The sequence below is a fragment of the Dyadobacter sp. CY351 genome (assembly GCF_021502625.1).
Taxonomy (GTDB): Bacteria; Bacteroidota; Bacteroidia; order Cytophagales; family Spirosomataceae; genus Dyadobacter; species Dyadobacter chenhuakuii.
The window spans coordinates 262,811-286,421 of record NZ_JAKFFU010000004.1; the positions used below are offsets into that span (position 1 = coordinate 262,811).

At 45.6% G+C, this 23,611-nt stretch carries 23 protein-coding genes and 1 riboswitch; of the genes, 8 read left to right on the forward strand and 15 right to left on the reverse strand.

Annotated elements, in window-relative coordinates; translation table 11 throughout:
- Positions 1–105: 105 nt before the first annotated feature.
- Entirely contained in the window at positions 106–1,656 is a 1,551-nt protein-coding gene (gene treA, locus L0660_RS10285; protein ID WP_235159399.1) for an alpha,alpha-trehalase TreA, read from the reverse strand.
- Between the two features lie 10 nt (positions 1,657–1,666).
- On the reverse strand, positions 1,667–2,596 hold the full coding sequence (locus L0660_RS10290; RefSeq protein WP_235159400.1) for a M20/M25/M40 family metallo-hydrolase: 930 nt from the start codon (positions 2,594–2,596) through the stop codon (positions 1,667–1,669).
- A gap of 139 nt (positions 2,597–2,735) precedes the next feature.
- A riboswitch (SAM riboswitch) is annotated at positions 2,736–2,843 on the forward strand.
- Positions 2,844–2,967: 124 nt separating this feature from the next.
- On the opposite strand from L0660_RS10290, the gene metX reads away from it, so the two are divergent.
- Positions 2,968–4,017: a homoserine O-acetyltransferase gene (gene metX, locus L0660_RS10295; protein ID WP_233797079.1), complete on the forward strand. Its 1,050-nt coding sequence runs from the start codon at positions 2,968–2,970 to the stop codon at positions 4,015–4,017.
- Positions 4,018–4,116: 99 nt separating this feature from the next.
- On the opposite strand, the gene L0660_RS10300 is transcribed toward metX, so the two are convergent.
- The 5 genes from L0660_RS10300 to L0660_RS10320 all read right to left on the reverse strand — a co-directional run bounded on the left by L0660_RS10300 (position 4,117) and on the right by L0660_RS10320 (position 9,171).
- Positions 4,117–4,887: a glycerophosphodiester phosphodiesterase family protein gene (locus tag L0660_RS10300; RefSeq protein ID WP_235159401.1), complete on the reverse strand. Its 771-nt coding sequence runs from the start codon at positions 4,885–4,887 to the stop codon at positions 4,117–4,119.
- A 175-nt stretch (positions 4,888–5,062) separates the two neighbouring features.
- Entirely contained in the window at positions 5,063–7,375 is a 2,313-nt protein-coding gene (locus L0660_RS10305; protein WP_235159402.1) for an FdhF/YdeP family oxidoreductase, read from the reverse strand.
- A gap of 2 nt (positions 7,376–7,377) precedes the next feature.
- Entirely contained in the window at positions 7,378–7,746 is a 369-nt protein-coding gene (locus L0660_RS10310) for a DUF7009 family protein (protein ID WP_235159403.1), read from the reverse strand.
- Positions 7,743–8,576: a formate dehydrogenase accessory sulfurtransferase FdhD gene (gene fdhD, locus L0660_RS10315; RefSeq protein ID WP_235159404.1), complete on the reverse strand. Its 834-nt coding sequence runs from the start codon at positions 8,574–8,576 to the stop codon at positions 7,743–7,745. Before fdhD ends, L0660_RS10310 begins: the two co-directional genes overlap by 4 nt.
- A 4-nt stretch (positions 8,577–8,580) precedes the next feature.
- Positions 8,581–9,171, reverse strand: coding sequence for a molybdenum cofactor guanylyltransferase (locus L0660_RS10320; protein ID WP_235159405.1), 591 nt, complete (start codon positions 9,169–9,171; stop codon positions 8,581–8,583).
- Positions 9,172–9,227: 56 nt separating this feature from the next.
- Between L0660_RS10320 and L0660_RS10325 the strand changes: the two genes are divergently transcribed.
- The 3 genes from L0660_RS10325 to L0660_RS10335 all read left to right on the forward strand — a co-directional run bounded on the left by L0660_RS10325 (position 9,228) and on the right by L0660_RS10335 (position 11,984).
- On the forward strand, positions 9,228–10,271 hold the full coding sequence (locus L0660_RS10325) for a hypothetical protein (protein WP_235159728.1): 1,044 nt from the start codon (positions 9,228–9,230) through the stop codon (positions 10,269–10,271).
- Positions 10,272–10,402: 131 nt separating this feature from the next.
- A complete protein-coding gene (gene mnmA / locus L0660_RS10330) occupies positions 10,403–11,506 on the forward strand; it encodes a tRNA 2-thiouridine(34) synthase MnmA (protein ID WP_235159406.1) in 1,104 nt (367 codons plus the stop codon).
- Positions 11,507–11,597: 91 nt separating this feature from the next.
- Positions 11,598–11,984 (forward strand): hypothetical protein, encoded by a 387-nt coding sequence (locus tag L0660_RS10335; protein WP_235159407.1) that lies wholly within the window; start codon positions 11,598–11,600, stop codon positions 11,982–11,984.
- A 94-nt stretch (positions 11,985–12,078) separates the two neighbouring features.
- Here the strand turns inward: L0660_RS10335 and rlmB are convergent, their stop codons facing one another.
- From rlmB to L0660_RS10355, 4 genes are all read right to left on the reverse strand, one after another.
- Entirely contained in the window at positions 12,079–12,852 is a 774-nt protein-coding gene (gene rlmB, locus L0660_RS10340; RefSeq protein ID WP_233797072.1) for a 23S rRNA (guanosine(2251)-2'-O)-methyltransferase RlmB, read from the reverse strand.
- Complete coding sequence (locus L0660_RS10345; RefSeq protein ID WP_310589631.1) at positions 12,828–14,033, reverse strand: GWxTD domain-containing protein; 1,206 nt, start codon at positions 14,031–14,033, stop codon at positions 12,828–12,830. The genes rlmB and L0660_RS10345 overlap by 25 nt, the downstream gene beginning before the upstream one ends.
- A 147-nt stretch (positions 14,034–14,180) precedes the next feature.
- Complete coding sequence (locus L0660_RS10350; RefSeq protein WP_235159409.1) at positions 14,181–15,071, reverse strand: SDR family oxidoreductase; 891 nt, start codon at positions 15,069–15,071, stop codon at positions 14,181–14,183.
- 120 nt (positions 15,072–15,191) lie between these two features.
- Positions 15,192–16,112 (reverse strand): aspartate carbamoyltransferase catalytic subunit, encoded by a 921-nt coding sequence (locus L0660_RS10355; protein WP_235159410.1) that lies wholly within the window; start codon positions 16,110–16,112, stop codon positions 15,192–15,194.
- Between the two features lie 161 nt (positions 16,113–16,273).
- Here L0660_RS10355 and L0660_RS10360 point away from each other — a divergent pair, with 161 nt between their 5' ends.
- Positions 16,274–16,720: a transcription elongation factor gene (locus L0660_RS10360; protein ID WP_235159411.1), complete on the forward strand. Its 447-nt coding sequence runs from the start codon at positions 16,274–16,276 to the stop codon at positions 16,718–16,720.
- A 3-nt stretch (positions 16,721–16,723) separates the two neighbouring features.
- Here L0660_RS10360 and L0660_RS10365 read toward each other — a convergent pair whose 3' ends face one another.
- Positions 16,724–17,440 (reverse strand): YebC/PmpR family DNA-binding transcriptional regulator, encoded by a 717-nt coding sequence (locus L0660_RS10365; protein WP_233797067.1) that lies wholly within the window; start codon positions 17,438–17,440, stop codon positions 16,724–16,726.
- Positions 17,441–17,540: 100 nt separating this feature from the next.
- Here L0660_RS10365 and L0660_RS10370 point away from each other — a divergent pair, with 100 nt between their 5' ends.
- The gene (locus L0660_RS10370; protein ID WP_235159412.1) at positions 17,541–17,999 is read left to right on the forward strand and encodes a GNAT family N-acetyltransferase; all 459 of its coding nucleotides are present in this window, start codon (positions 17,541–17,543) and stop codon (positions 17,997–17,999) included.
- 349 nt (positions 18,000–18,348) lie between these two features.
- Here the strand turns inward: L0660_RS10370 and L0660_RS10375 are convergent, their stop codons facing one another.
- A complete protein-coding gene (locus tag L0660_RS10375) occupies positions 18,349–18,669 on the reverse strand; it encodes a heavy metal-binding domain-containing protein (protein WP_233797065.1) in 321 nt (106 codons plus the stop codon).
- Positions 18,670–18,839: 170 nt separating this feature from the next.
- Here L0660_RS10375 and L0660_RS10380 point away from each other — a divergent pair, with 170 nt between their 5' ends.
- A complete protein-coding gene (locus L0660_RS10380; RefSeq protein ID WP_235159413.1) occupies positions 18,840–19,412 on the forward strand; it encodes a nitroreductase in 573 nt (190 codons plus the stop codon).
- Entirely contained in the window at positions 19,412–20,392 is a 981-nt protein-coding gene (locus tag L0660_RS10385) for an ABC transporter ATP-binding protein (protein ID WP_235159414.1), read from the forward strand. The genes L0660_RS10380 and L0660_RS10385 overlap by 1 nt, the downstream gene beginning before the upstream one ends.
- A gap of 4 nt (positions 20,393–20,396) precedes the next feature.
- Here L0660_RS10385 and L0660_RS10390 read toward each other — a convergent pair whose 3' ends face one another.
- Entirely contained in the window at positions 20,397–22,967 is a 2,571-nt protein-coding gene (locus L0660_RS10390; RefSeq protein WP_235159415.1) for a DUF5686 and carboxypeptidase-like regulatory domain-containing protein, read from the reverse strand.
- Positions 22,964–23,557, reverse strand: a complete 594-nt coding sequence (locus L0660_RS10395; RefSeq protein ID WP_026628205.1) for a vancomycin high temperature exclusion protein — start codon at positions 23,555–23,557, stop codon at positions 22,964–22,966. Before L0660_RS10395 ends, L0660_RS10390 begins: the two co-directional genes overlap by 4 nt.
- Positions 23,558–23,611: the final 54 nt, after the last annotated feature.

The window sequence follows — 23,611 nt, forward strand, 5'->3', positions numbered from 1 at the left end:
ATACCAAGGTATTAAAAATATTCTCGATTAGAAGAAGTTGTCTCTGGAAATTTTCAATATTATTATTCGAATCAGATAATAAATTCGACACTGGTTTATATGTAACTAGCTCTTATGGTTTTTCATACGGAGATAAACGCCATTGGTCCAGCCAAATCCTTCCTGAACTTCATACTCACCTCCACCGGCGATCAGATTGGTGTCTGAAACATTGTATTTTTCGAGTAATTTGCCCGAATGCTTAAACTCCTTATCGACCAGCGTGAGCCATTCCGCGCACAGCTCGTCCGCGGTCCGGTGGAAGTTATAATTGCGCAAGCCTTTGTAAGTGATCCATTGCAGCGGCGCCCAGCCATTAGGCGCATCCCATTGCTGGCCCGACTTGATCGTGGTGGTCAACAGTCCGCCGGAGCGCATAAAGTTGAGCCGGATATAACCACGCATATAATGTGATTGCGACTTGGTGGCCAGTTTGAAATACAAAGGAAATGTGCCTGCTAATGTGACAGCTTTCGTGAAATCCTGCTTCTTGAAATCATAATCCATGAAAAAATTCCGCGAGCTGTCCCAGAAATAGGTCTGTATGGCTGCTGCCCTCAAACGTGCCTTTTCTTCATATTGCAGGTGCATTTTAGTGTTGTTATGCAACAGGTATGCTTCCGCCAGCGCTTTTTCCAGGTGGTGCATGAGGCAATTCAGGTCAACGGGGATAATGTCTGTGGTATGAATGCTCGCAAAGTCGTTTTCGTCTGCAAACCACCGGCTGCTAAAATCCCATCCCGACTCGGCGGCAGCTCTGATATGCCTGAAAGTTGCCTCCGGAGCCGTTCCAAACCGTTCCCGCGCCTCATTGCCCAGTTCCACGTCTTCGCGGTAGGACTCCGGGCGTGGCGTGGCCTTGTCATCCCAGTAACGGTTCAGTAGAGCGCCATTGGGAAGCTTTACCAGGCGCCGGTGTGCGGTAAATGGCTCGTGCGACGGGCCGTCGTTCTGCATCCAGTAATCATATTCTTTTTGCAGTTGAGGCAAATAGCGTTTCAGGATTTCATTTCCGGCAATGTCACTGTATAGCCGGACCATAAGGGAAAAGAACGGTGGCTGGGACCTCGTGAGATAATAAGTGCGGTTGGCTGTGGGAATGTATCCGAAACTATCAATGAGATAGGCAAAATTATTGACCATACTCTCGATCAGATCCGTTCGTCCGGATTCTTTCAGACCAAGCATCGTAAAATAGCTGTCCCAATAATAAATCTCGCGAAAACGCCCCCCCGGCACCACATAAGGAAAGGGAAGCGGGATCAGGGAACCGCCACGTTCCTGGTTTTCGGGCTGGCGCGTGAGCACCTCCCATAATCTGCCAATGTTTTCCGACGTTGACGAGCTCTTATCGGCCTCAAAAGTAGACTTGATATGTGCAGGCATTCGAAAGTTCTGACTGATAAAAGCTTGCAAGTCGAATCCGGGCCGGTCCTGTTCCTGGTGATATCTTTCAATGATCAGAACCGGGTCTTCCAGCGGAATCGCGTCGGCGAAAGTTTTGGAATCTTCAAAAATATGGCTGTGCTGGATATCACGAAACAGCGTCCCATACAAGTCCTCTGGTGAAACATGCGGTGAACCATACGTGAAAGCGGGTGCTATGAATCCGTACAAATGTGAGTGGTTATATAACAGTGGTAAATGTCAGCTTAGGCAGTTTCATCGCATTCTCAATGAGTTGTATATGAATGCGCAGAATGCCGGCAGCTGCATTATAATCGATTTTTTCCGGATCGTCCGTAGGCTTGTGATAGTCGTCGTGGCCGCCTGTGTGAAAGAAAAGCACCGGAATTTTTTTGGCATAAAAAGACCCATGATCCGAGCCGCCGCTTCCGGCCTTGTCCGTAAAAAACTTGGTATCGCTTTTCACATCTTTAAATATATCCGGCCAGGCATCACTGGTCCCGTAACCGCCGATCCCAACGCCGCGGCTGGCATCATACCGGCCAATCATGTCCATATTAGTCATGAAATTGATTTTTTCCAATGGTAATGTAGGATTGTTAACAAAATGACGCGATCCCAGCAGCCCCAGCTCTTCGGCACCAAATGCTATAAAGAGAAAGTTATAGGGTTCTTTGACATCATTTTTGGAAAAATATCGCGCAAGTTCCAGCAAGCCTGCCACGCCCGAAGCATTATCATCGGCCCCGTTGTGAATTTGCCCTTCCGGCTTTTCTGCTTTCGAGCTTCCTTGTCTGCCCAGCCCCAGGTGATCAAAATGAGCGCCAATGACAATGGTATTTGCAGCTCCATTATCCAGAAAGCCGATGACATTATTCGTCTCGCGCAGACTGTCGGTAACAACCACGCGCCGCACTTTGGCCGTAAATGGTTGGTAAAATCCGTTGGTCCCCTTCGGTTGCAGCTTGTATTTTTTGAATTGAGCAGCTACATATCCGGCCGCTTTTTGGTTTTCCTTGCTTCCGGTTCCGCGGCCCTGCATTTTGTCGGATGCAAGCTTGTAAACGTGTTTGGAAAGTTGGTCGGGAGCGGGCAGTTGGGCAAAGGCACTTTGGCAAACAAAACAAAAGAAGAACAAGTAATTTTTCATCGAACGCAGTATCATGGATGGGCAAAGATAAACCTCCCTGGATGCCCTGCAAAATAGAATTTGTGCTTTTGTTTGCATTTTCAGGCATCTGCGCTTAATATTGCAGGATCAAGTCAGTTGCTTCACCTTGTGTGCGATTGATTTATAAAGAAGAGGCGAGAGAATGGGCTCAATGAACCTCTGGCAACCTGCTACCACAATGGAGAAAGGTGCTAATTCCCACCTAAGTTATTAGGAGATATAAACTCAATTCGCGTGAACTTACAGTTAGAAATTTCCGTAAGCCGGATGGCTTTATTCTCGCATCTGCCCTGTGCATTCCACGGGACAGTCTGTTAAATTTTTGAATTAAAACCTGTGCTCTGGCACTTATGCAAGCGGAACAAAAAACATTTAAATATCCTTACGCCTACGCGCTGGAAATGGGCGGTGAATTGCCAGGCTTCGAACTGTCATACACCACTTATGGAACGCAGAATGCTGAAAACAACAACATTGTCTGGATCTGTCATGCATTAACGGGCAGCTCCAACGCGGCCGAATGGTGGGATGGCCTGGTAGGGGACGATAAGTTTTTTGACCCAGCCAAATATTTCATCGTTTGCGTGAATGTCCTGGGTTCGGCTTATGGCTCTACGGGTCCGCTGAGCATTAATCCCCGGACGCATAAACCTTTTTACAGATCATTTCCGACTATCACAGTTCGTGATGTGGTTGGCGCTATGGATCTGCTGCGGCAGGAACTGGAAATCAAGAAGATAAAGCTTTGTATTGGCGGTTCCCTAGGTGGCCAGCAAGCGCTCGAATGGGCGGTGGAAGTGCCCGATCTTTTTGAAGAACTGATCCTGATCGCCTCCAATGCACTGCATTCGCCATGGGGCATTGCTTTTAACGAGTCGCAGCGGATGGCGATTGAGGCGGACCCGACTTTTAATGATGGCACGGACGAGGCCGGAAGCATGGGCATGCGGGCCGCGCGATCCATTGCATTGCTGTCATACAGAAATTACGACACTTATAATTTTACCCAGGCGCGTGATAATCCGGATCAGATCGATGATTTCCGGGCATCGTCCTACCAGCAATACCAGGGCGATAAGTTTGTGAAGCGGTTCAATGCCTATTCTTACTGGGTGCTTTCCAAGATCATGGATTCGCACAATGTTGGCAGGAACCGCGGCGGAATTGTGCACGCATTGGGCTTGGTTAAGGCCAAAACATTAGTATTAGGCATAAAATCCGATCTGCTGTTCCCATTATCCGAGCAGCAATTCCTGGCCAGGCACATTCCGGACGCTGTTTTCCAGGAAATCGATTCGTTATATGGCCACGATGGCTTTCTTATTGAATATAAGCAGCTTACCCAAGTGATCAGGGCGTGGCAGGAAACGAATGGCAAATTGCAAACTGCAAAGATCTGAACATTTGTAAATCTGGCATTAAGACTCAGTGAACATTAAGACATAAAAAAGCGCCGCTCAGAGGTTTCTCCGGGCAGCGCTTTTTGCATTATAGTCATGCTATTTTGTTATTTTCAAAAGCAATTCCGGCTCGTTTGTAGTAATGTAATCGACGCCTTTTTCAAGAAACCATTTCATGGATTCTTCGTCATTCACCGTCCAGACATTGGTTGTCAGTTTTTTATCTCTGATATCAGCAATGTATTCTGGCTTTTTCTTCAACACATTCAGGTTGTAATCGATGCCATCCAGTCCTGCGGCTTGAATTTCGTCCGGCGTTTTGTCTCCGTTCAGATATTCCACGTGTGCTTTCGGAGCCAGTTCTTTTACTTTTTTACAAACATCAAAATCAAAGGCAATGTAATCCGTAATGCCTTCCACTTTCAATTTTTTTACCATTTCCACACATTTCGTAGCCAGTGCTAGCGAGCGTTCTTTGCCCATCGAAGAAGTTTTGATTTCCAGGATCAGGCGTGTTTTCTTCTGTTTTGCGCCCGCTTTCAGGTAAGCTTCCAATGTTGGTAATGCCGTTCCATCCTCTAATTTGATCTGGGAAAGCTCCTGGGAATTGGTTTTTTCAATATGCGTTCCTTTAATCGAATGGTCGTGAAGCACATAAATGACCGAATCTGCCGACATATGCACATCAAATTCACTACCATAGCAGCCCAGTTTGATGGCATGCTCCAATGCGCCAATAGAATTTTCGGTTACGCCGGTATTTTTCCACGCGCCACGGTGCGCTATAACTTTGTTTTTATTTTGAGACATGCCTTCAAAAGCGGTCAGACTAAGCAAGCCAACTGCAACAATGGATAACAATTTTTTCATTTTTTTAAATTTGGACTTATATAAAAAGAACACATTAACCTGAATTTACCCTGAACCATGGTCCAAAGCAGATTCGAAAATTAAAGCTAGTTTCGGTCAGCGGTGTTAGCTCAATGTTAAGTTTCAAAAAGCATCATCCTCCAAGTCGAATCTTTTTAAACTCCGTTTTAATGACTCATGCGCTTAAATGCTTGCGAATTGTGAGAATAACCAGTTTGGAAGTCGGCGTGTTGCTTTTGTCTGCCACGCTGTTAATAGGAACGAGGACGTTCGTTTCGGGAAAATAAGTGGCTGTGCAACCTTCCGGAATCGGGTAGGGGACTACGACAAACTTGTACGCAACCCGCTCAATGCCGTCATAATGGTTATACAAATCCACCAGATCGCCGCTTTTTAAATCCCGTTTTGTGATGTCATTTTCGTTCATCAAAATCACGCGCCGCTCGTTGTGAATGCCTCGATAACGATCATTCAGGCCATAAATCGTTGTGTTGAACTGGTCGTGGCTGCGGATGGTCATCATCATCAGCTCATCCTCTTTCAGTTCGGGATCAAATAGCTTGCCGATGTTGAAATGCGCTTTTTCAGACAATGTGTCAAAATACCCGTCCCGGTTGCAATTAGGTAAATAAAAACCGCCTGGCACGCGGACGCGCTCATTATAGTTATCAAAGCCTGGAATTGTCCTTTCAATGTCAGCGCGGATTACGTCATAATCTTCGGCGTAAATGTCCCAGTTAATCTGGCTTTTCCGGCCCAGAACAGCTTTCGCCAGCCTGCAAATGATCACCGGCTCGCTCAGTAACTGATCTGAAACCGGCGGCAAAACGCCCTTGGAAAGCTGAATTACGCCCATTGAATTTTCACAGGAAATAAACCTGCTTTCATCCTTATGCATGTCCATATCGCTTCTTCCCAGGCAGGGAAGGATCAGCGCTTGTTCACCCGTTACCAGATGGCTCCGGTTCAGCTTGGTCGAAACGTGTACTGTCAGGCGGCATTTGCTGAGCGCTTCGGCTGTAAATCTTGTATCCGGTGTAGCACTCAGAAAGTTGCCTCCCATCGCAAAAAATACCTTGGCACTGCCTTCATGCATGGCCTTAATGGACTCTACCACGTCGAATCCGTGTTTTCTGGGAGGAGAAAAATGAAAGTTGCGCTCGATGGAATCCAGGAACTGGTCCGTTGGCTTCTCAAAAATTCCCATCGTCCGGTCGCCTTGCACATTGCTATGGCCGCGTACAGGGCATGTGCCCGCACCCGGTTTGCCAATGCTGCCTTTCAGCAACAGCAGGTTTACAATTTCTTTGATCGTGTCCACTGCATTCTTGTGCTGCGTCAGGCCCATCGCCCAACACGCGATAATCTTGCTTTTCCCGGCCAAAACGTCCGCAACCTGCTGAATCTGGCCTAGCGAGATGCCGCTGATGCGTGCGAGTTCCTGTGCATCCAATTCTTTCAGATGCTGGATGAAGTCGCTGTAACCTGCTGTATTATTTGCTATGAAATTTCTGTCGAAGACCATTCCCGGATTGCGTTCCTCTTCTTTAAGCAGCAGTATTTCGATGGCTTTCAGCAATGCCAGGTCACCATTGATTTTTACTTGCAGGAAAATGTCGGTCAGTGCGGGATTAGCCCCTAAAATTCCCTGCACCGTCTGCGGATTATTGAAACCCATCAAACCCGTTTCAGGCAAAGGATTAATTGAAATGATCGTCGCGCCATTCGCTTTCGCCTTTTGCAATGCGGTAAGCATGCGCGGATGATTGGTCCCCGGATTTTGTCCTAAAATCATAATGACCTCAGCCTCGTAAAAATCATCGAGTTTCACGGAGCCTTTCCCGATGCCCAGCGATTCCCCCAAAGCAACGCCGCTGCTTTCATGGCACATATTGCTGCAATCGGGCAGGTTATTGGTGCCAAATTCGCGTACAAAAAGCTGATATAGGAAGGCGGCTTCATTGCTTGTCCGGCCGGAAGTGTAAAAAACGGCTTCGTCTGGTGACGCCAACCGGTTCAGTTCCAATGCAATTTTTTCAAAAGCAGCTTTCCAGGAAATGGGCTGATAAAACTTCCCGCCTGGCGGCAGAAACATTGGCGCAGCAATCCGGCCTTTGCCGCCAATTTCATAATCAGACAGCTTTCCTAATGCTTCCACCGAATTCTGAGCAAAGAATGTCGCGTCCAGTTTCTTCAATGTTGCTTCCTCTGCAACCGCCCTGGCGCCATTCTCACAATATTCCGCAATGCCCGAGCGCTCATCGTCCGGATCGGGCCATGCGCAGCTTGGGCAGTCGAAACCACCTTTTTTATTCAGGTTAAAAAGCGCTTTCATGCCACGCTGCACACCTGCCTCGCTAATGGTTTTCTGAAAACTGGAAACAACAGCCGGAATGCCGGCCGCCACTTTCTTGATCTCCGTTTTTTTGAGGCCGGTTAATTTATCGGGATTTTCAGCCCCGGGAACATTACGCTGGTCATTCGGCATGGTTAACAGGTTTTTGCAGGGTTTTCATAATTATCCGATTGATCCTCAGTAACATTATCCAGACATTTGAAATCTTTCTCAATCAGCAATTTCAAGCTGCCATTGTTGCCAAACAACATTTCTCCGTCATAACCTACCACATTATTGTCCGCCCAGCCGTCGGTCAGTTGTTCGGGAATGTGTAACAAGATCTTACCATTCCGGAAATCTGCGGTGAGTTCGGAGACGTCAGCGGATTTTTTTACGCCATAAATAAATAGAGAATCACCAAATGGCGTGACTTCTTCGAGATAACCTTCTGTACTAAGTTTTTGGATATCAGTCCTGCTCAATCTATAACGCACAGAATTGCGTTGAATGCGTATTTTCATAATTCTGAAATTCTTTCGAAACCTGAGTAAATATTGAACTTGTCATTTTTTAAAAAACCAATCAGCGTTATGTTGCTCTCTTCGGCCAGTTTTACAGCAAGGCTGGACGGCGCACCAATGGCGGCCACCACCTGAATGCCAGCCATCCCCGCTTTTTGGATCAATTCGAAACTTGCCCGTCCGCTCAGAAGCAGGATTTTGTCGGCAAGCGGGAGCAGGTCGTTTAGCAGCGCATTTCCAATCAGTTTGTCCAGTGCATTATGCCTGCCTACATCCTCCCGCAAGGCAATAAAATGTCCGTTAACATCAAAAAGCGCCGAGGCGTGCAGTCCGCCAGTGGTTTCAAAAATACTTTGCTGCACATTCAGCTGATCTTTCAATGAAAAGATAACTTTCTTGCTCACTAGCAACGTGTTATCATCATTTTGATACGCCGAAACCGTCTTGATTGCATCAATGCTGGCTTTCCCGCAAACTCCACAACTGGATGTGGTGTAAAAATTCCTTTCCAGTGAATTAATCACGGGCACAAACGCATCGGCCAGATTGACAATCACTTTATTTTCGTCAAAAATATCACTTGCAGCCGCCTTAACCTGGCTTTTTTCTGCAACAATGCCTTCCGTAAACAGAAAACCGACCGCCAGCTCATCGTCATTGCCCGGCGTCCGCATCGTTACAGAAATACTTTTTTTGATCTTTTTTCCGGATTCTGTGTAGGAGAGCTGAATTTCCAGCGGTTCTTCCACAGCCAGGTCGTCTTCCGCATCATTGCTGCCGCTGCTGGTTATCACCCTTATGCGCTGCTGCGCTATTGCATTGATTTCCATTTAATTAATTTTCATGATGAACATTGAGAGCCGCTTTAACCTGATCATAAGCCTCAGGAGAATCGACGCTGAGCATTACTTTTTCTGATATTGGAATGTATTTTTCAGCATTAATTTCCCTCAAAAAATGTTGCAGACTGTGTTCTCCGCGCTCGAAACGTTCGAGTAGAAGCGGCGCAGCATCCTGCGCATACCAAGCCAGTAACGGCTCATATTTTTCTTCGGAATTGTAAAAAGCCGCGGCAATAGTGCCCTTTTGGATAGCGGATAAAAAGTCGGAAAGAGCATCCGCCGTAAGGAAAGGATAGTCACAGCCTGCTATCAGAAAGTCTGCATTCGGGTAAGTTTTAAATGCTGAAAGTAAAGCGGCCATCGGGCCAATGTCTTCAAATTCAGGTAAGTCGGCCAGTGTTTTTTTATTTTCAAAAATCGAAGATTGTTTGCGGTTGCAGGAAATAAAGACTTCGTCACACAGCGGTAAAAGAAGATTAATCACACGATCGGCCTGCGGAATGCCGAAATATTGCAGCTGGCTTTTGTCCGTGCCCATTCGCAAACTTTTCCCGCCACAAACTGCCAAACCGTATAATGCCATAATTCTATAACGAAAGTCACGTCTAATTTAATCATTATAAAATGTTAACTTCCTCTATGGAACATGGTGATGTTAAAATTTTAAAGAAGAAGCCAATTTATCCCGTCAGCGCGGAGCTGCGGAAATATTTGCGATTTTACCAGCGCGATGCAAAGTTGCCGGTGGGCTATGTTGACCTGCTCAATTTTTATGAGTCTTTTCCGGTCATGGATAAAAATGGAAAGGATACCCTGTGGGAAAGTCCGCTCTATCCACCTCATGAAATCGACAGGTTGCATAACGGCCTAAAAAAAGCTTACGCCATGCTGAAAGCATCCGGTAACCTGCGCATTGTTGAGCACAAATACATCGACCGCATTGACTACTGCAAATTCGGAAATTCCAATCCGTTCAGAATCAAGATTGTAAACCGACTGAATGACATTTACGATTATTTTTATGTCAAGAAAGCCGACGCATCCAGGATTTATGGCTTGGAGCTGGAAGAAATTTTTTCTCCAAATCAGGTCAATTATCTGGTGGATGGCGATAGTCTGATCGAAGAGCACATTGCGGGCATTCCCGGTGATGAATTTGCCAGGACACGTTTACGCGAGCCCGATTATAACCCGATCCGGATTGCCAAAGAATTCGTGAAATTCAATGAACGCTGCATGATCACGCTGCTTGGGGACATGCGTTCCTACAATTTTGTCATGCAAATCACTCCGGACTTCGACGATTTCCAGTTCCGTCTCCGCGCCATCGACTTTGACCAGCAATTTTATGAAGGCAACATCAAAGTGTATATGCCCCAGTTTTTCAAAGAAAACCGGCCATATGTGGAGCTCGCCATGGAATATCTGACGGATAAAACCGTGCTGCAATATCAGCAGGAAGAGCAATCGTCGATCATGTACCAGGCCCGAAGCGAAAGATACCGCCTCAAAGAACTTCGCGACGTTTCGATCAAGGACAACATTTCAACCATCGACAACATTCACCAGCTTCGCGAAGGACTGTTCAAGCATTATTCAGACAATCAATATCATCAGTGTGAAAGCATGACCGACATTATTGAATTGAATATAAAGAATGTCATCCGGCAGGTGAATGCTTAGTGAAATTGCGGGCCTGCGGATTATAAATCTTACCTTTGCATTTTATAAGGAACAAATGTTGGCTGAATAGCTGTTAAAAAATTTCAACTTAAACAAAATCGGAAGGCATTCAACCTTCGCAGATTCGCGGAATGAGCAAACACGGACGTATTTTGGTCGCCATGAGTGGCGGCATCGACAGCTCTCTTGCAGCTGTTATGTTACACGAACAAGGTTACGAGGTCATCGGCATGACCATGAAAACCTGGGATTATGCCAGTAGCGGCGGCACCAAGAAAGAAACCGGCTGCTGCTCCCTAGATTCCATCAACGACGCACGGACTATTGCTGTCGAATTGGGTTTCCCACATTACATCCTAGACATACGCGCTGAATTCGGCGACTATGTAATCGATCATTTTACAGGCGAATATCTGGAAGGCCGCACGCCTAATCCGTGTGTTTTGTGCAACACGCACATTAAATGGGATGCTTTGCTCAAACGTGCAGATCGCCTGGATTGCGAGCACATTGCAACGGGACATTATGCCAATATGCAGTTCAATGACGGCCGTTACTATGTTTCCAAAGGCATTGATAGCTGGAAGGATCAAAGCTACGTGCTATGGGGTGTTTCGCAGGAAAGCCTTGCCCGCACAAAATTGCCATTAGGTTATCTGCACAAATCAGAAATCCGGGAAATGGCCCGGGAAAGGGGCTTTATTGATCTGGTCAACAAATCGGAAAGCTATGAAATCTGCTTTGTACCGGATAATGATTACAGAGGATTTTTGAAAAGAAGAATTCCGGGATTAGAAGCGGAAGTCGCAGGTGGAAACTTTGTTTTTGAAGATGGCACAATCGTAGGAAAGCACGAAGGTTATCCATTCTATACCGTCGGCCAGCGTAAAGGCCTGGGCATTGCATTGGGCAAACCCGCATTCGTTACCGAGATTAGAAAAGAGACAAACGAAGTGGTGCTAGGCGACTTACCCGACCTTTTCAGGGACGGAATGTATGTTAGCAAACTGAATTTGCAGAAATACGCTTCACTTGAAAAGCCATTGGAAACGGTCACCAAAGTGCGCTACAAGCACGACGGAACCCCTGCCATTATCGAGCAAATCGAACCAGACAAAATCATCGCCCGCTTCCACGACGGTGTCAACGGCATCGCACCAGGGCAAGCTGCGGTATTTTATGAAGGAGATGATGTAGTTGGTGGTGGGTGGATTATGAAGAGTTTTCGGCAGTAGTGAATGCTACATTAAGTGTTTCTACATCTTACAGTTTTCTGTTTTACTCAAAGTGCCTCTGGATAGTTTCATTATCAATTGAACCTTGCAGATGGATTTAAATGCCCTTCGGCGACTAGCAAAAGAAAGAGTAAAATCGGATTTAGTAGAAAAGAATATTGGGATTTATCGCGCAGAGCTTAATGCTGAAATAAGGTTTAATATGGCTGGACTGAAAGAGTGTATCAACCAGCCATTTAATCCTTATGAGGATAAGATCCTTTTACTGATCCAAGGATTAGAATATTCTTTGAAAACAGCCACTTATGTAGGCTTTACTTCGAACCAAAATCATCGAAAGCACCACGTGATTGGTTATCACTTTTTTGAAACGCAAATAGGCGGGAAGGTTGCTTATATCAATATTCAGATGACCGTCCAGAATCAATTCTTCCTATATTCAATCACAGAATCAATACGCTGGGAGACTTTGGAATAAAAAAACACCTGACGTGCTTAGAGGAGATGCAATCCAATGCCGGTTCAGGTGTTATGCAAATATAAACAAATTTCCTTTTAGACAAATTCTTCTATCAGATTTTTATCCGCTGCCTCACAGCTTCATAAAGGACAATCGAACTAGCCACAGAAACATTCAGCGACTCTACTTGTCCGTTTAGCGGAATCCTTGCTCCTGAATCGGCTAGCTGGATGAATTCTTTTGAAATCCCATCTTCCTCAGAGCCCATGATGATAACCGTAGGGATTGAGAAATCAATTTCATAGAGTGATTTCTCTGTTTTTTCAGTACAGGCAATGATCTGCAAACCGCTGTTGCGGAGATATTGTAATGTCTCGTAAAGATTGGGCTCACGGCACACGGGCAGGAAGTTCAGTGCACCGGATGACGTTTTCATTGCATCGGCGTTGATCTGCGCGCCACCTTTTGTGGGTACGATAAGCGCCTGTACGCCAGCGCATTCAGCTGTTCTGGCGATGGCTCCGAAGTTTCTTACGTCTGTGATTCTGTCTAAAAGAAGCAGTAATGGTGTTTTGCCTTCTTCATAAACCTGCGTGAGCACGTTGTGAAGTGGCATATACTGGATCGGGGACACGAAGGCGATAACGCCCTGGTGGTTTTTTCGGGTTACGCGGTTAAGTTTTTCAACCGGAACCCGCTGAAAGGGAACGCCTAGTTCCTTTGCAAGTTTCTCAATTTCAGCAAGTCCGAACTCTCTCTGAATGAATAATCTTTCTATTTCCTTGCCTGAGCGAAGGGTTTCCAATACTGATTGCGTACCAAAAACCATGTCGGCCTGGGACTGTCTTGGGGCGGGTTTTCTTACCGTATACTGCCGTTTCTCCATGCTTCTACAACTGGATACCAAATAGGCTGGTATTCGGCGTACCGAACCAGTTCATAATGATCATCCACGAATTGATTGTTTTTTCTGTTAAATGTAAAATTGACGTTCTGAGCATTGCCGCGTTGATCGTAAGTCCATACTTCCCGGTCTTTGCTGCGCTGAACTTTATCCGGCGGCCCTAACACGATATAGATCATGCCTTTATCGGTTTTCCACCCTTCTTTATATGTTGTAAAAAGCTGGTTTGCCTCTTCAACCCGACCATAAAACGAACGAATGGATTGCTGTGCCAAAGGCGCATTTCCGTTCATCAATGTCAGCCAATATTTATCCAGTGCTTTTTTGTAATCTTCTGCTTTTTTAATTTCGTTGATCTCATTGTTTGTGCTCATGTAAAGCAACGGCCCGAGCAGGTTTCGCGGACGTGTCATCTTCGGAAAGCGCTCATTGACAACGAGTATGCCTAAGCCTTCTGATTGTGTTGTATCTGCAAAAAAATTATAGAGACCTTCCTTAGTAAACGTGATCTGCTGGTCAGAATTGATTGTGAAAGAGCTGTCCACTTCAAGCGACTTGGCAACATTCTTTGCAGCAATGTTCATCGGCGACCCGGCCGCTTCAAAATCATGATTGTAGTAAAAAACTTGCAATTGCTCACTTCCGCCGGATGCCTTTTTTAATGTAAATGGCTCGTTTGAATTGATGTAGTGCCTTTGCAACGGCTGATTGCTGTTAGCTGTGTAAATGCCGTATGTTTCGTTAACACCCTGTTTTTTGAACCTGATTGTGAGATCATTAAGGACTTTCTTCAATGTTCCTGTCTGACTTATTTCACTTAGCAAAACACCATATTCCTTGTCCGGGCTTTTAAGATCGTAGGAGATCACTATCTTCTGTCCGATCTGGGAAACATTGGACGAATCCAGCTTTACATTGCCATAACCAAGGCGATCTCTCGTTCCGTAATCTGAGTAAATGACGTAATTGAGGTTATATAAGCGAATGAAGTCGGCAGGAGCGATGGGGTTTTTGCCTTTGAAAGCATCCACGTAAAGGTAAACTTTCGCCTGTGTGCTGTCTTTTATCAGATATTTACTTTGAATCGCAATCAGGGAGAGTTCTTCGTTAACCGGCGCAGATTGCTGAGAGGGGCGGACCTGGGCTTCGGGCAATTGCTTCATCGGCTTGTTGGACGCGCATCCAGCTAGCAACGAGGCAGTTAAAAAACAGATATAAAAGCTTAAAGTAGTTTTCATGTACATGTTTTCATCATTTGTCAAATAACGAACGAACAGGTAAAATTACCCAATAAAACGGTAAGAAAATTTTTATTCTGGTTTCTTGCTGTTCCGGTTGGCATTTTTAATCTGATCTTCAATTGCATCCCACTGATCATCAGTGACTTCTTTCAGGAAATTGAACTGCCCGGCAGTCAGGACTTCACCTCCGTCCAAGGTAATGACTTCACCCGTCATATAGGCCGAAAAATCAGACATTAAGTAAGCTGCGAGATTGGCCAGTTCCTGATGATCGCCTACGCGTTCCAGCGGAATGCGGCTTTCAAGGGAGAATTTCTTGGCTAATTCTTCCGGAAACAGGCGCTCCCAGGCTCCCTTGGTAGGAAATGGTCCGGGTGCAATGGCATTGAGCCTGATGCCATGATCCGCCCATTCGAAAGCCAGTGATTTGGTCATGGCCAGCACACCCGCTTTCGCCATCGCGGAGGGCACAACCCAGCCCGAACCCGTCCAGGCATACGTTGTTGAAATATTGAGAACCGTTCCTTTAATGTTGTTGTCAATCCAGTATTTGCCCAAAGCGAGCGTGAAATAGTAGGTTCCGCGCAAAACAATGTCCACCACCACATCCACTGCCTTGTAGGAAAGTCGTTCGGTAGGACTGATAAAATTTCCTGCTGAATTATTCACCAGCCCATTTACGCTGCCAAACTTCTCAATGGCTTTTGCGATCACATTTTCGATCTGCTCGTTTTTGCGGACGTCACATTCCACAGCGAGAACATTGCCTCCCGTGCTCTCTTGGAGTTCTTTCGCGGTTTTTTCAAGCACTTCGAGCCGTCTGCTGCAAATCACAATGTTGGCGCCGAGCTTCAAAAAGTAAGTGGCCATGGATTTGCCTAAGCCAGTTCCGCCGCCGGTAACAATAATGGTTTTGCCTTTCAGTGCATCGTCGCGCAGCATTCCTTCCGTGTGAATCATCAGAATCGGTTTTTGTGGATGCTGGTAAAGGTAAAATTTTATCTAAAAATAGTCCCTTACACGCCGGAATATATTCGCGTGCACATTATGCGGCAGGAAAATGGGGAAATCGAAATTTGGCTATTGCTGGGCAAGCAGATAAAGCACCGCCATCCGCACCGCGACACCGTTTTCGACCTGGTTCAGAATGATAGAATGGCTGGAATCGGCCGCGTCGGAGGAAAGCTCAACGCCGCGGTTGATCGGGCCCGGGTGCATGAGGACAATATCTTTGTTCAGGCTGTCCAGCATGGCTTTATTAATGCCGTAATAAAGTGAATATTCCCTTAACGATGGGAAATACTTGATCTGCTGACGTTCAAGCTGAATGCGGAGCACATTGGCCACATCGCACCATTCCAGCGCTTCTTTTACATTATGACTAATTTTTACACCCAGTTCATCCAAATGCTTGGGAATCAATGTGGACGGCCCACAAACCATCACTTCTGCTCCTAGTTTTTGCAAACAAAAAATATTGGAAAGCGCCACACGCGAATGTGTAATGTCGCCGATAATGGCAATTTTCCTGCCGGCCAGGTCGCCCAGCTTTTCTCGCATGGAAAATGCATCTAGCAAGGCCTGTGTAGGATGCTCGTGCGTGCCGTCACCTGCATTGACAACATTGGCAGGGATACGTGTGGAAAGATAATGGGGAGCTCCGGGGCTGCTATGACGCATGACGATCATATCCACTTTCATAGCCAGGATGTTATTGACCGTATCGAGCAGTGTTTCGCCCTTCTCGACCGAACTCCCGGAAGCAGAAAAATTTACCACATCCGCAGAAAGACGCTTTTCGGCTAGCTCAAAAGAAAGCCTTGTACGGGTGGAATTTTCGAAAAAAACGTTTGCTATGGTAATGTCCCGAAGCGATGGGACTTTCTTGATGGGCCGGTTAATGACGTCCTTGAACTGAGTTGCTGTGTCTAAAATGGTTTGAATGTCATTCTCGTTCAGGTTTTTAATTCCAAGTAAGTGCCGGACCGAAAGTTTTGTCATTGCTGGTATTCAAGAAAGTTTGGCAAAGATAATAAGGAACCCGGCAACGCGAAAACGCATTTGGAAATTTCCCCTTCCTATTTCTTCATCGCAGCTGACTATCTTTGGCACATTACCGGGGATTTTCCGGTGAAGAAGAAAGCTTAAAAAATCGGATCAGAATGAATAAGGCAGCATTACTAACTTATCTAAAATCACTTCTGGAAGAGCGGATGATGGTGGCTTGGAACGCGATGGAAGCTGCGCAATCGTCGGCGAATGATCAGGGGAAAAGCTCAATGGGCGATAAATACGAAACTTCCCGGTCCATGGGGCAACTGGATAGGAATATGCACGCCAGGCAATACGAGCAGGTGCGGCTGGAAAGATTGGTTCTGGAAAAAATACACGATAATGAAGTTGCCGTGCGGGCAGCAGTAGGATCATTACTGGAAACCAGCGCGGGTTGGTTTTTGATCGCTGTGAGCCTGGGAGCAGTAAAAGTAGAAGAAGAGACCGTGATAGCAGTCTCTTCTTCATCGCCGGTTGGCGCGTCGCTGCTGGGAAAAGGACCCGGCGACCAATTTGAATTTATGAAACGACAACACAAGATTATCGCCTTGCATTAAGCATTAACCCATGTTGTGGTAAACGCGCTGCACGTCATCGTCGTCCTCGATCTTCTCAATCAGCTTTTCAACTTCCGCAACTTCATCGTCGGTCAGCTTTTTGGTGTCATTTGGAATGCGTTCAAAATCCGCTTCTACGATTTCGTAACCGTTTTCTTCCAGATAATGTTGCAAAGCGCCGAATGCCGTGAATTCTCCGTAAATGTTGATGAGGTTGGTTTCTTCATCTAAAAAAACCTCTTCACCGCCCACGTCGATCAATTCAAATTCGAACTCTTCCAGATCTTTGCCACCAGCATTTTTGATCTTAAAAATACATTTCCGGTCAAAAATGAAATCCAGCATGCCCATTGTGCCGAGACTTCCGCCCAGCTTATTGAAATAGCTCCGCACATTCGCCACCGTTCTTGTTGGATTGTCTGTTGTGCTTTCCACGAGGATCGCGACGCCATGCGGGCCGTAACCTTCGTACACCATTTCTTTGTAATCCTCCTGGTCTTTTGACGTAGCGCGTTTGATAGCCCTTTCTACGGTGTCTTTGGGCATGTTGGCAGCCCTGGCGTTTTGTAAAAGAACCCTGAGCCTTGCGTTTGTATTAGGATCAGCGGTTCCGCTTTTTACAGCAAGGACAATATCTTTTCCAATCCTTGTGAAGGTTTTGGCCATTTTGTCCCAACGCTTGAACATCCGCGCTTTTCTATATTCGTAAGCTCTTCCCATGCTTAGCTTTGTAAAATGTTATGTAGTTAATTCGCTGCAAATTTATGAAAGACGATTTAATTCAGGTAAAAATATATTCTTTCAAGAACAACTGTCACAAATGGATTTAAAATTAGCCTGGAAATTCAAAACTTTTGAGGAGCTCGATACAAACGAACTTTACAGCATTCTACGATTGCGAAATGAGGTGTTTGTGGTCGAGCAAAGATGTAATTATCTGGATACAGACGGTAAGGATCAGAAGTCACATCATTTGTCGGGCTATGCGGATGGGCAGCTTATGGCTTTCGCTCGCATTTTGCCACCCGGCGTTTCGTACGAGTATCCATCCATTGGCAGGATTGCGGTTGCTGCTAAGGGAAGAGGAAAGGGTTATGGCATCGAACTGCTGAATGAGTCGATAAAAAAGGTGGAATTGTTGTATGGCAAAAGCATCATACGGATCGGGGCACAGTTGTATTTAAAGAAGTTCTACGGCTCCTTCGGCTTCGTGCAATCCAGCGAAATTTACCTTGAAGACAACATTGAACACATTGAAATGACGCGTCAGATATGCTGAAAATAGAGGTGGTGAAAAGATTGGGGAATGAATTCCCGGATTTGACGAATAATTAAACAGCAACGCCTTTTAGGATTGTTCAGATAGGTTTAAATAACTGTATCATTCCGATTTTTTGTAGTAAGTAATCTACATAAATCTAAAAAAACTTTGATAAATTTTTGTCTGTTTGCTTTTGTTTGATAATTTGGCACAGAATTTTAGTTATTAGTATTCAGTCAAGCAAATTGTTGCCTGGGACTGACGCCCTGTCAGACACCCAATAACATTTTTGACGAACACTGATAGAGGAGGGTTTACGTGGAATGGCCTACTGTAATGCGGTAGGCCATTTTTTTGTTCCTACTCGTTACTCAAAGCAAACTGCGGTGCCGTTTGCGCTTACCATCAGCATCGAGCTGTTTCCACCAATGGTTTCCAGATCAATGTCGACACCAATCACCGCATTAGCGCCTAATCTTTGCGCCTGATCCATCATTTCACGAATAGCAATGCTTTTAGCCTCCCGCAGGCCCTGCTCGTAAGAGCCCGAGCGACCGCCTACCACATCCCGGATCCCGGCCAGAAAATCTTTGAAAAAGTTGGCGCCGATAATGGCTTCACCATTTACCAAACCAATGTACTTAATGATTTTTTTGCCTTCAATGTTCGGAGTAGTAGTAACAAGCATCTTGTGTCAGGTTGGTTGAAGTGAAATTTATTGAGGCCAATTTAGCAGATTTCACCAAGGAGCCGCCCAAATTAATTGTTTAACGGCAAAGTTGTGCACGATGTTGGTAAATTTTACTTACAGATTGCTAGCTTTGTTTTTTTGACAAATCAGAAGTAAATTTTATTGCAATGGAACAAACAGTTGAGGCAGTTAATCAGGTAATCCGTAACCGACGCAGTATTTTTCCGCCCAGTTATATCAAAAAAGACATTCCCGAAGACGTCCTGATGACGATCCTTGAAAATGCCAATTATGCCCCAACCCATAAATTGACAGAGCCCTGGCGTTTTGTAGTTTATAAAGGCGAGAGCCTGAACAAGCTCGCAGGATTTTTCACGGAAAGATATCGCACAGTGACGCCTCCCGAATCATTTTCGCAGGCAAGATATGACGCAGCAGGCGAGAAAGTGCTTAAATCCAATGTCGTGGTGCTGATCTGTGCTGAACTGCATCCGGAAAAGCTTCCGGAATGGGAAGAAACTGCTTCTGTGGCTTGCGCAGTGCAAAATATGTGGCTTACAGCAACAGCTTATGGCATTGGTTCTTATTGGAGCAGCCCGGGCGTGCTCGACCTTCTGGCCAAGTTTGCTGGCATCCCCGAAAATCAGAAATGTCTTGGATTGTATTTCATGGGCTATCACGATGCACCGGAAGCGCCGGCCCGTCGCACGCCTATGGAAAACAAGATTACCTGGGCATAATGAAGAAAAACAAAATTACCCTGCGCGCGCGATCCCTTACGAAAAGCTTTGGTTTAAAACCGGTTCTGTCCAACATTGATTTACAACTCAATGCGGGCGAATGGCTTGGTATATTGGGCGAAAGCGGGTCGGGTAAAAGCACCTTACTCCGTATCCTGGGACGTTTTCAGGATGCGGAGGAAGGTAAAGTCTTTTTCAAAGAAGAGCAATTAAAACCGGTGAGCGGCGAGCTCATTCCCGGCCACGAATCCATCAAGCTCATCCACCAGGAATTTGAGCTTTTCCCAAATCAGACCGTTGAGGAGAACATTGCGTACTCGCTGCGATTTTATAATGCAGATTATAGAAAGGAAAAGGTTGCTGAACTGCTTTCCATCACGGGTTTGGAATCTGTAAAAAGTCAAAAAGCCAAGCTGCTGTCCGGCGGTGAGAAACAGCGGACTGCGATTGCAAAAGCATTGGCTGAGCAGCCGGATGTTTTGCTTCTCGACGAGCCGTTTGCACACCTGGACAATCACAACCGCCGCGTGCTGGCCAGCGCCATTGAAACCATGCGCAAAGCGCAGAGAATGTCCTGTGTGTTCGTTACGCACGAAGCCGCAGATGCCCTGGCCTGGTCGGACCGGATCGCGGTGCTCCGCGAAGGTAAAATTATTCAGACGGGAACACCACAGGAGGTCTATAACCAGCCGGTTGACAGTTATGTAGCTGAGCTGACAGGCGATATAAACTGGCTCACCGGCGATGTAAATTCCAAGCAATTTTATATCCGCCCGGAGAAAATCAAGCCTACAAAAAATCCGGAAAAGAGCAGATGGCAGGGGAAAGTGGAGGCGATCCGGTTCCACGGAAACCATTGGGAAATCCGTTGTGTTAATGCCAAAAAGGAGCAATTATCCTTTTACAGAAACAGAATGGACATGGAAGTGGGGCAGGTGGTGCATTTAACTTATGCATCCAAAGATCTGAAACGCATCTGACTGCTTACAGGCTGAACCAGAACGAAATCTTCACCGCAAATGGCGTCACATTCGGATTGCTGAGGTAAGTGAGTCTGTGCACAAAGTCAATACGGCCTGCTTTGAAAATATTGTCAATGCCATAGCCAAGCTCAATGTAAGGCCTGTCTTTGAGTTTATTAAATGCCTGAATTTCATTCCCCGACTCATCCGTCGTTGTCGAAAGTGACAAGTTTGCATCCGAAACGCTGCCATAGAAAACCCTTCCTGTTGCCAGCATGCGCAGTTTCAGCTTGCGGATAGCGGGAATCCTGTTCAATAAAAAGCCTTCGAAATTGTGCTCCACGCGCAATGCAACATAGCGGTCGCTCATGAATTCGAAGTATCGCATAAGATTAAATGCATTATCCACATAAAACAGCGACTCGTTCCCTAGCGGCGTATAAAGCAATGGGTAAGGCAATGTGGAAGGAATGAGGCCGAATGTTACATTGTAATAAGTGCGGCCGATAACGCCGAAGCGGAAACTCTGCTTAATGTTGAAGGAAAATTTATTATAATTGAAATCTCCTCCCAGGAAGTTCTTGATTCCCAATGTGTAACGCAATGTAAAGGCGGGCGAATTGCCGTTCCCCATGCTGATGCGCTCATTATCATTTTGCAAAAAAGTCTCCTTGCTCGCAAGCCGCGTTTCCAGGTTTATCTCAGTGATATCAAATGTGCTTTTCACCGGAGATTCAATGCCAGCCTCAGGATTTGTTTTATAGGTAAAAGGAAATAACGGCCTGAAATCACGGTGGCGGATCTGGATGCTCCCGGTTAATCCTTTCACCAATTCCCTTTTGAAATAGGCAGAAATGTCTTCCTGCCAATAGGCCCTGCGGAAAGCGCCGAAACGTGAAAATGCCCCGAACAATGTGTTAGGCCCGATCGTCTCCGCAGAAACACCAAGCCGTTCCAGATCTTTGGAATAACTGATGCCAGCCATCGTCCAGGGTTGCCGGTCGATAATGTAATCCATCCCCGCGCCATATTTGAAAGCCTTATCTTTCGTTCCGTAAGCGCCATAACCGCTGAAAATCCACTTCCTGCTGAATCCGGGATCTGTTTTGAAACCCAACCTAAACCGATGGCCTTCAACCTTATTATTGGCATACAAATACAAATAAGGACCAATGTCAATGTTCCATTTGTCGATGCGCTTGTAGCCGTTTACCAGGATATTCAGGATTTCGGTGTAAGTTTTCACCACCGGCAGCATTTTCAGTGAATCGACAAGCTGGAAAGAAAGCAACTCGTTCGCACTTAGCGATTCCGGACGACTTTTTTGCCAATAAGCCGAGTCATGCTGCATGTAATCCTCTTTCAGCTCGATGGCCGTGTCGTAAAATTTGGGATCGTGCGGACTGTTGATCTTGTATTTTGAATTAGCTGAATAAAACTTCAACAACATGCCGGCAGTCTGCTTTGTAGGCTCATCTACATCAATCAGCACCCGCGTTTTGGACGTTACCCATTCGTTTTGCTCTTCAAAAAACTCGTAGGACTGCTGAACCTTGATCTTTTCAATGAAATTTAAATTTGCGCGCTTGCCCACACTTACGTCCATTTGTGTCAGCGCATATGTTTCGCCATCCACCCAAAACGACCCTGTGAATGCCAGGTCCTGCTCGTGTTTAGGCTCAAAATCAATCTGGTAATCATACTGGTCGCCGTTTTTTACACTGTCGGACAGATAATATTCATAGTAAACTTTCCAGCTGTCGGCAATGGGGGAAACAAAGTCTTTGTCTAAGATATTCAGCCAGTTATTATAAAAATTATACTGCTGAAAGGACGATCCGATCAACTGCGAGACGAGGCTCCCGTCGGTAAGGCCTACGCCGGAGACTTTGGTTTTATTAATGATCTCCTTCTTTTTCTTGGGATTACGGCGATAATAAACGTCTGATACTGATTCGGATATGAAAATTGGAATGATTGTCTCACCGTTTTCCCCCTTCACCTCATCATATTTATCAACGATATGCGTCATCTTTTTGACAGACTTCCTGTTCCTGAATTTGTCAGACAGGTTATCAATGTCAATCTGAATCTTATTATAGCTTTCATACTCGTAAGCGTCCAGTTGGTCTGTGTTGTTTTTTTCTTTTCCTGCAACAATTTTACGCATAATGGCATAAGCAGGATTTTCGCCGGCAAATATCCTGACTTCTTTCAGCTGCAATGTTCCCGGAGAAAGTTGTATGTCAATGGTTTGCTCAGTGAGGTCGGGTTTGATCGGTTTGCTTTTGCTCTCATAGCCTACATAGGTAACAATGACCGAGTCCGCGGGAGGGGTGAAAGTGATTTGATAAAAGCCATCGAAATTAGTTGTAGCACCTGCAAGTGAGGCTTTTACGCCAACATTAGCAAAAGGAATGGCGTCACCGGTTGTCGCGTCCGTTATCTTCCCTTTGATCGTGTAAGTGGTCTGCGAGAAAGAGTTGGTAGTACAAACTAATGCAAATAGGAGCAGGCAAAGTAATGTTTTTTTCAAGCTATATGTCTGGACCGGTGCGTGTGCCGAATCATTTCCCTCATTCCAATTTCTCATTTTTTTCTTATCTCATTGTTTGAGGTAACATCTGCCGCGGGACGCAATATATGAACGTCCAGAACAGCCTTCGGTCTTGCCAGATACTCGCGCACCAATGTACGGAGCGAATATCCGTCCGGCACATCCTGCGCTGCAAATGATATGGCATTAATGCCTTCATTATGAGCAATATAGAGTGCCCTTGCATTATGGAAATTTTGTGAAATGATCGTGAAGTTGTCCTGATTAAAAACCTCTTTGCAACGAATGATCGAATCAAATGTCCTGAACCCAGCATAATCCAGTGTCATGACGTTCTCGGGTATTCCCAGGTTCAGTAACGCTCTTTGCATATCAAGCGGTTCATTATAGTATTGGGAATCATTGTTTCCGCTCAGAATAATGTACTTGATTTTACCCTCTTTAAACAACCGGGCGGTCGCCTCCATCCGGTATTTGAAAAAAAGATTTTCCTTCCCCTTCTCGGATTTCTTGCTCGTCCCTAGCACCAACGCGACATCATTGGAAGGCAGGTTTTCGATTGAAAAATAATTGTACTGCCTTGTATTATACACCACCCAGAGGTTACAAAGCAAGATAAAAACCATGCACGCAAATAATAAGAGTAATATGGTTTTAATCAAATTTTTCACTCGTATACT

Excerpts from the sequence above, each read along its gene's own strand:
- L0660_RS10305 (WP_235159402.1), bottom strand. The coding sequence starts at position 7,375 with ATGCCGAATGACCAGCGTAATGTTCCCGGGGCTGAAAATCCCGATAAA.
- L0660_RS10390 (WP_235159415.1), bottom strand. The coding sequence starts at position 22,967 with ATGAGAAATTGGAATGAGGGAAATGATTCGGCACACGCACCGGTCCAG.
- L0660_RS10385 (WP_235159414.1), top strand. The coding sequence starts at position 19,412 with ATGAAGAAAAACAAAATTACCCTGCGCGCGCGATCCCTTACGAAAAGC.
- L0660_RS10325 (WP_235159728.1), top strand. The coding sequence starts at position 9,228 with ATGGAACATGGTGATGTTAAAATTTTAAAGAAGAAGCCAATTTATCCC.
- L0660_RS10365 (WP_233797067.1), bottom strand. The coding sequence starts at position 17,440 with ATGGGAAGAGCTTACGAATATAGAAAAGCGCGGATGTTCAAGCGTTGG.
- L0660_RS10350 (WP_235159409.1), bottom strand. The coding sequence starts at position 15,071 with ATGATTCACACGGAAGGAATGCTGCGCGACGATGCACTGAAAGGCAAA.
- L0660_RS10355 (WP_235159410.1), bottom strand. The coding sequence starts at position 16,112 with ATGACAAAACTTTCGGTCCGGCACTTACTTGGAATTAAAAACCTGAAC.
- L0660_RS10375 (WP_233797065.1), bottom strand. The coding sequence starts at position 18,669 with ATGCTTGTTACTACTACTCCGAACATTGAAGGCAAAAAAATCATTAAG.
- L0660_RS10335 (WP_235159407.1), top strand. The coding sequence starts at position 11,598 with ATGGATTTAAATGCCCTTCGGCGACTAGCAAAAGAAAGAGTAAAATCG.
- L0660_RS10380 (WP_235159413.1), top strand. The coding sequence starts at position 18,840 with ATGGAACAAACAGTTGAGGCAGTTAATCAGGTAATCCGTAACCGACGC.
- L0660_RS10370 (WP_235159412.1), top strand. The coding sequence starts at position 17,541 with ATGGATTTAAAATTAGCCTGGAAATTCAAAACTTTTGAGGAGCTCGAT.
- L0660_RS10395 (WP_026628205.1), bottom strand. The coding sequence starts at position 23,557 with ATGGTTTTTATCTTGCTTTGTAACCTCTGGGTGGTGTATAATACAAGG.
- L0660_RS10300 (WP_235159401.1), bottom strand. The coding sequence starts at position 4,887 with ATGAAAAAATTGTTATCCATTGTTGCAGTTGGCTTGCTTAGTCTGACC.
- L0660_RS10320 (WP_235159405.1), bottom strand. The coding sequence starts at position 9,171 with ATGGCATTATACGGTTTGGCAGTTTGTGGCGGGAAAAGTTTGCGAATG.
- L0660_RS10310 (WP_235159403.1), bottom strand. The coding sequence starts at position 7,746 with ATGAAAATACGCATTCAACGCAATTCTGTGCGTTATAGATTGAGCAGG.
- rlmB (WP_233797072.1), bottom strand. The coding sequence starts at position 12,852 with ATGGAGAAACGGCAGTATACGGTAAGAAAACCCGCCCCAAGACAGTCC.
- mnmA (WP_235159406.1), top strand. The coding sequence starts at position 10,403 with ATGAGCAAACACGGACGTATTTTGGTCGCCATGAGTGGCGGCATCGAC.
- fdhD (WP_235159404.1), bottom strand. The coding sequence starts at position 8,576 with ATGGAAATCAATGCAATAGCGCAGCAGCGCATAAGGGTGATAACCAGC.
- L0660_RS10345 (WP_310589631.1), bottom strand. The coding sequence starts at position 14,033 with ATGAAGCAATTGCCCGAAGCCCAGGTCCGCCCCTCTCAGCAATCTGCG.
- L0660_RS10290 (WP_235159400.1), bottom strand. The coding sequence starts at position 2,596 with ATGAAAAATTACTTGTTCTTCTTTTGTTTTGTTTGCCAAAGTGCCTTT.
- L0660_RS10360 (WP_235159411.1), top strand. The coding sequence starts at position 16,274 with ATGAATAAGGCAGCATTACTAACTTATCTAAAATCACTTCTGGAAGAG.
- metX (WP_233797079.1), top strand. The coding sequence starts at position 2,968 with ATGCAAGCGGAACAAAAAACATTTAAATATCCTTACGCCTACGCGCTG.